The organism is Pseudomonas sp. PB103 (assembly GCF_009764635.1).
GTDB lineage: Bacteria > Pseudomonadota > Gammaproteobacteria > Pseudomonadales > Pseudomonadaceae > Aquipseudomonas.
This window is the reverse complement of the sequence record NZ_RWIL01000051.1, coordinates 1-1,076: the sequence shown is the minus strand read 5'-3', so window position 1 is coordinate 1,076 and position 1,076 is coordinate 1. Positions and strand designations below refer to the sequence as shown.

Below are 1,076 nucleotides of genomic sequence, written 5' to 3'. Positions count from 1 at the left end.
TGCATTACGATTTTGGGAACCTATTTGGCGGAAAAGTTGCAGAACTTGAAATTGTCTTCCCCGCCTGACCTGCTCTACCCCGATATCATCGAATGGTCAAAACCACTGCCACCCGAGCAATGGGCGACGCGTTCCCCAGAACTGGAAGAAGCCATCGCCAAGCGTGAAGCCGAATTAGCCGCACAAACGGCTCAAGCATTAGCTTGATGATGAGTAGCTGTATAACCCAGGGCCACGCATGAATACGCCACCGGCAGGCACCACAAAAAACCGGCTGTTTTCGCGCAATGACTATTTGGCGCCGCTGCCCCTCCCAACCGGTGAAAAGCCCAGTGATGTGCTTAACACCATCTGGCGTAAAAACGAAGTTTTTCTCGACATTGGCAACTACAGCGTCGGTTCGGCCGTGATGGTGATGTGGACGGGCATGATGGTGTTTTTAGCAATGTCTTTCTTTACTCGAAATCTCAACTCGGATTTTAGTCAAGATATTTTGTATTTGGGTGCAGCAATTATGGCCATCCCTATTTGGATTTTGATCCAAAGCTTATTACGCGATGTCCCCTCACCCGTGCGGTTTAATCGACAACGTCGTGAAGTATGTGTGCCGCGAGAGAATGGCGAATATTGGCTAGTGCCTTGGGAAAGCGTGACGGCGGCAGCTACTCAACATTCCTCAGTAAGCCAAGCTGGTAAAGCCACCATGGGCTTGTTGATCATTGGCTTTGAAAACCCAGACCTGCAGGCCAAAGAGGACAACAAACATTTTTCATTCGGTTTCAACTGCGGCGGCGGTTCCACAGCAATGGCGTTGTGGGAGTGCACACGCAGCTACATGGAAGTAGAACCGGACGCCGTACCCAATAGCCGGGTAGGTTTCACGCCCTATGAAAAAACGCAAATCGGCTCGCTCATGATCGACCTGCGTAAGGGCGACCTGATAGGTGTCATATGGGGGGTATTCTGCATCACGATTTTGGGAACCTATTTCGCTGAAAAGTTGCAGAACTTGAAATTGTCATCCCCCCCTGACCTGCTCTACCCCGACATTATCGAATGGTCAAAACCACTGCCGC

1 protein-coding gene and 1 pseudogene are annotated in these 1,076 nt (G+C 50.6%); both read left to right on the top strand.

What is annotated here, in order from left to right; genetic code table 11:
* Positions 1 to 207, top strand: a pseudogene (locus EJA70_RS10140) (hypothetical protein); the annotation flags it as partial.
* Between the two features lie 31 nt (positions 208 to 238).
* Positions 239 to 1,076, top strand: an 838-nt coding sequence (locus EJA70_RS10135) for a hypothetical protein (protein WP_158830654.1), incomplete at its 3' end; no start/stop codon positions are given.